At 30.8% G+C, this 5,300-nt stretch carries 5 protein-coding genes and 1 pseudogene; 3 read left to right on the forward strand and 3 right to left on the reverse strand.

What is annotated here, in order from left to right; genetic code table 11:
• The 3 genes and pseudogenes from QBK89_RS14935 to QBK89_RS14945 all read right to left on the reverse strand — a co-directional run.
• Positions 1-769, reverse strand: a pseudogene (locus QBK89_RS14935) (IS256 family transposase); the annotation flags it as partial.
• A 196-nt stretch (positions 770-965) separates the two neighbouring features.
• Positions 966-1,583: a hypothetical protein gene (locus tag QBK89_RS14940; RefSeq protein ID WP_284141811.1), complete on the reverse strand. Its 618-nt coding sequence runs from the start codon at positions 1,581-1,583 to the stop codon at positions 966-968.
• 59 nt (positions 1,584-1,642) lie between these two features.
• A complete protein-coding gene (locus QBK89_RS14945) occupies positions 1,643-2,032 on the reverse strand; it encodes a hypothetical protein (RefSeq protein WP_284141812.1) in 390 nt (129 codons plus the stop codon).
• A gap of 480 nt (positions 2,033-2,512) precedes the next feature.
• Between QBK89_RS14945 and QBK89_RS14950 the strand changes: the two genes are divergently transcribed.
• The 3 genes from QBK89_RS14950 to QBK89_RS15145 form a co-directional block, all read left to right on the forward strand.
• The gene (locus QBK89_RS14950) at positions 2,513-3,436 is read left to right on the forward strand and encodes a hypothetical protein (RefSeq protein WP_284141813.1); all 924 of its coding nucleotides are present in this window, start codon (positions 2,513-2,515) and stop codon (positions 3,434-3,436) included.
• A 3-nt stretch (positions 3,437-3,439) separates the two neighbouring features.
• Positions 3,440-4,987, forward strand: coding sequence for an AAA family ATPase (locus QBK89_RS14955; RefSeq protein ID WP_284141814.1), 1,548 nt, complete (start codon positions 3,440-3,442; stop codon positions 4,985-4,987).
• Between the two features lie 219 nt (positions 4,988-5,206).
• The coding region (locus QBK89_RS15145) for a helix-turn-helix domain-containing protein (protein ID WP_481937843.1) at positions 5,207-5,300 on the forward strand (94 nt) is incomplete at its 3' end.

The following is a 5,300-nucleotide window of genomic DNA, read 5'->3' on the forward strand; positions in this document are numbered from 1 at the left end:
ATGACATCGGGAAAAATGGCATGTGCACCTTCTTCTAGACCACTGACACCGTCCATAGATATAAAGAAAATATCTTCAACACCTCTTGCCTTTATTTCATCGAAAATTTGCATCCATTTATGCTTACTTTCCGTTTCGTTGAGCCATAAACCAAGAATCTCTTTATGGCCTTCCATGGTTTATTCCAAGATAGTATAAACAGCATATTTTCTTGTTTCATACTCATTGCGAATGGTTGTGTACATACAGTCGACAAAAACAAACGCATAACAGTTACTTAACGGTCTTGTCTGCCACTCTTATAGTTCTGGAAGAACTTGATCTGTGATATTAGACACCATATCATGAGATACTGAAAAGCCATAAATATCTTCAATAGTGGCAGAGATGTCCCGTTGCGACATACCCCGAACATACATGGAGATGACCTTATTCTCAATGGCAGAAACATCTGTTTTCCGTTTGGGAATCAACTCTGGATTAAACGAAGCATCACGGTCTCGTGGGACATTGATATCCAATGCACCTGTGCTCGTTTTGATAGTTTTCTTACCAGACCCATTCCGTCTATTGTCTGTTTCTTTTTTTCTTTATCGTTCGATTCATAACCTAAATGATGATTCATTTCACCTTTTAACATCGTTTCAAACATCGGTCCGAATATATCTTTAAGTGCGTCTTGCATATCTTCTACGGTCTCTGGTTGGTAGTTTTCTAGAATCTGTTTCGCTAATTCAGCTGATTTCTGATCTCGCTTTGACTTGGTCAATAGAACAACCTCCCAATCGCTATATTTTTATCTTACAATAAAAAAACTGAACTGCGAAGCAAGAGCCGTACGCTCTCCTACTTACACAGTTCAGTTTACACTCCCGATTAATATCATTATCTGAAACATAAATAATGTTGTTGGCTTCAGATTAGCGGAATTAAATGTAAATTAAACATAATATCTCCATATGTATCTAATTCTTTATTCTACAAATTATTCTTTTTGCCATCGAATCTGCTCTTCTCTTCGTAATAGTTATAATATTGCTAATACACTCTTCTACCTCTTCTTTTTTTTGGGGAATTGCATGAGATAATTTTTGGTTTTTGAACAATGGTTTCCCTTTTAGTCTCTTTCTTCCCTTTTCATAGTCTATATCATAATAATCTTCAAGAAAGAAGGACGTGCGATTTTCTTCATCTGAAAACCACTCCTTCCAGCTAATTATCTGCGACTTATCAATTTCTGTTATTATTTCTTTTTTTCCGTCTTTCCAAATTTCTACTTCTGGAATTTTAATTTTAATCATACTATCTTCTGACCATTCTTGTATTTTATCTATCATTAACGGAAAATAATCTTTTACATCATTCAAACAACCTTTTAATTGATTAAAAGGAGGTTCTGGACAAGGCATAAAGTTAGCTAAACAATGGGATAAAGAAGAGAATTCCAGAATTTTTTCGCTCATATCTTTATTATTTGAACTATCAAAAATATATTTTTGTAAAATAATACGTTGAAGATTCCCTTCTTCTAAAACCTTTTTAGCATACTTTTCCTTACCTATATCTTTTAACTCTCCGCACATTGCAATTTTAAGATTAGTTTTCTCACCAAAGCTATATAAGCTGCATTTCCAATTTTGAATTATTTTTTTAATGTACTGTGATTTTTAAGTGCCTCATGGATTTCTTTAAACGATATTGCGTTTTCACTTTCTGAATATGCTACTAAACTACCAACAAAAGTTGTATAAAATGAATTAATAACATCATAATAGTCTGAATTCCATCCTAACTTCGCATAAATTGCTTTAGCAACCGCTCTATTTTCCAATTCTTGATTATTAAATCTAGTTGCAAAAAAATGCATTATTCTATCAAAGGAATTATTAGATATTCCACTAAAAAGCTCTTCAACGAATTCTTTATGATCTCGAAGTAATATCGAGAGCCAATAATTATATGAATGTGCCTCTGGCTCTAGGTAATCTAAAATCTCTTTTCTTTTACACCTTTCAACAATTGTCATTTGCATTCGAATTTCCTCCTATATTTTATCAATATACCATGAAAGATAACATTTAATAACCAACAAGTGGTTACGGAGTGTAATTTCACTTATAAGAAACAGATTAAAATAGATATAGATTTGTTGGAAACTTCAAAGTCTCTGTCATATCTCCCGATAATGAGAGGTATATCCGTTACTTACAAGTAAATGATAAGGTGAAAATTTCTAGTTAACCTATGAACATATGCTTGTATTAATTTCAAAGTTCAAATATTATACTCAAAAGGGACGTTTGTATAACAATATACTTTGAGTGTCCCTTTTCGGATAAGACTCTCAAATGTTTCACATTTGTATTTTAGAAAGACTATATCTTTAGTGTGTAGTCAAATGGTACAAAAATAGATTATTGGTATAATTGAATTAGTAATGCTTAACATACAAATATCTTATATTTATTTATGTGCTATTGCACTTTTTCTAATAACGTAGGAGGATGAGCAAATGTCATCAGAAATAAAAAAAGTTTTTAATATTTATTATATAAATTTTTCGAAAGTATACGAAATATCTATGATGATAAATAATGTCATACTGTCATCTATTCAAAGGGAAAACAGTTCATCCTCCGAGAACGCTGTTTCGGCAAACGCTTCCATTTCAGCTGCATTGGATAATTTAGCAACAATTAAAAGTTATATGGGATCTCAGTTAACTGAAAAAAAGACAAACTCCTCAAAAATGGTAGAATCTCTCGATGTAAAAACAACAAAGTCAATATTACTAAAACAGATTGATAAAAGAAGCAAGTTAGTAGAGGACTTTAGTGTGTGTTCTGAGGGGGATTTGGTAAAGGTTGACAATGTTAATTTACAAATACTGAATGAACAAAATTTAAGGGAATTGAAAATATTCAGGAGCGATGCACTTAAAGATTTTCGGGTAGAAGGTGTTGATGTAAATAATTTAATAACTTCAATGCTAAAAGACTATTCATACTTACTATATGGGAAAATGCCAAATTGTTCGGAAATGATTGTAATTAAAATACCCATGGAATTAGAAAATGAATTTGAAAGTAATTATAATGTTGATGATATCACTATAGGAAGAGTCTCTATAATTGGAGTTTATAAAGGGATTGTTGAAGAACAAAAGATTAATACAAATACATTCAACTATTTATATGATATAGGACTTAAACAACAGTCGAAGAAAGATGATGGACAAGAAGAAAAAGTAATTTCAAGTGCATATCAGGATGAACCTGTTCAACCTAGTCGAAGTAATAAAAATGGGACATTTGTTTTTATTGATGTTATTGCTATCATACAAAATGTTAATTTTAATGAAGAGGTAGATGAACAACTACAAAAAATCCCTTGGTATAAAAAAATATTAAGTTGGTTCAAAAAAAGGGGTAATTAATTTATGGAGAGATTTACTTTACATACCTATCAAAATAGGGATGAATTTGAAAAGTTTTATAAACAAAAAGAAGATGATGGGTATATTATAAGCCCATTTATTTTTCAAGAAACAAAGGAGTTACTTGAAAAAATTCCAGAAACCATTATAGACATTTCAAATTTAGTAGAATATCTATTAGTAAATACTGCAGATATAGTTCCTGCTATGAATAATTTTAGACCTGCAAATGAAGACACACAGTTTATAATCGTACAATCTTTGGCTGAACAAGCTTTAGAAATGTTCCGTCTATATTTTAAAGATAAAGTGCCCTTATATCCTATTAAAAATGTACAAGAACAAGAACCTAATGAATTAGCAGTAAAGACTGAACCGTTTAAAAGAGATCATTTGTATTCATACAAAAGCTCTAATGAATTAGATAGGGTAATAAAATACTTAAATGAAAAGGACATCCCTCTGGTTAGTTTTAGTCAAATTAATGATGCTTTTATAAAAGATTTCAAGAAAAATATTAAAGATCAAAAAGAGATATTTGTTGATATAACATCTTTGGTTCTCGCAATAAAAGACAATCCAAGCCTTAATTATTATGCAGAAAAAATATTGATTGAAAATCCTAACTTAAAGGCTATTATTTATACTGATCAAGTTAAAGGGGCTTTAGAAGTTTTCAGATTTGTATTTGATGAAGTCCAACCTATTTACGAATTAATTACGATTGAGAGAGAAGAAGTAGAAGTCTTGGAAGATAAAACGGTGAAAATTGTTGATTTAACAAAAGATGAAGTTGAAAGAACGATGGAAGAAATTTCAAATAATCTCTTTGGACATAAAAAGTTTAAAGATCAATTGTCGAGTGCTATCAGTAACTTTATTTTTTTAAACCGTATTAAGGAGAATAAAGTCTTCTCTATTTTTCTTTTAGGAGATACAGGATTGGGAAAATCAGAATTCGCTACTTTACTAAAAAATCAATTAAATCCTGACACACCATTAATTAAAATTAACTTTGGAAATTATAGTAGTCAAGATGCGTTAAATAGCCTTATAGGTAGTCCGAGAGGCTACAGAGGATCAGAAGAGGGAGAGCTAAGTAAAAAAATATTAAAGAGTAAAGCTGGAGTAATATTATGCGATGAATTTGAGAAGGCAAATAAGCAAATCTTTCACTTTTTCCTCGAATTACTTGAAGCTGGAGTATTTACGGATTCGTTATCAAGAGAATATAACCTTGATGGTTATATTATTATTTTTACATCAAATTTAGACAAAACTCAGTTTTATAAAAAAATCCCAGCGGAATTACAATCACGTTTAGATTTAGTGTTTGAATTTTGCCCTTTATCAGATAGTGAAAAGAAAGAATTTGTTAATTATTTTGTAGATAACTTTGTAGAAAAAGTTAAAAAAGCTGAAGAAGAATCTTTAAATTTGAATTTATCTACCCAAACTATTGAACAAGTTAAAAATACAAACATTCGAGATGTTGGTAATATTCGTGACATTAAGAGGATTTTAGTTAGGAAAATTCTAAAAGGTTACTAAAAACGGTTTTCTCACAGTCCCACAAATGTTTTAAAAGGGTAATGTTTATATGTGAAAAACCAGCAATATTAAACTATTAAAAAGTTTAACAACTAATTCCAAACAAAAAAAGGTTGGGGTAGTATTTCTCCCTGATGTGAACCCCTAGAGTTAGACCAAAAAATCTAACTCTAGGGGTGTTTTAGTACGGCAAAGTATGACTTGGCTTTTAAGCTAGCGGTGGTACAAGCTTATTTAGCAGGAGAAGGAGGTTATTCGACAATCGCTAAAAAGTATGGCATTCCTTCTAACAGTACCGTAGAAAAATGGGTTA

The organism is Virgibacillus sp. LDC-1 (assembly GCF_030137545.1).
Taxonomy (GTDB): domain Bacteria; phylum Bacillota; class Bacilli; order Bacillales; family Amphibacillaceae; genus LDC-1.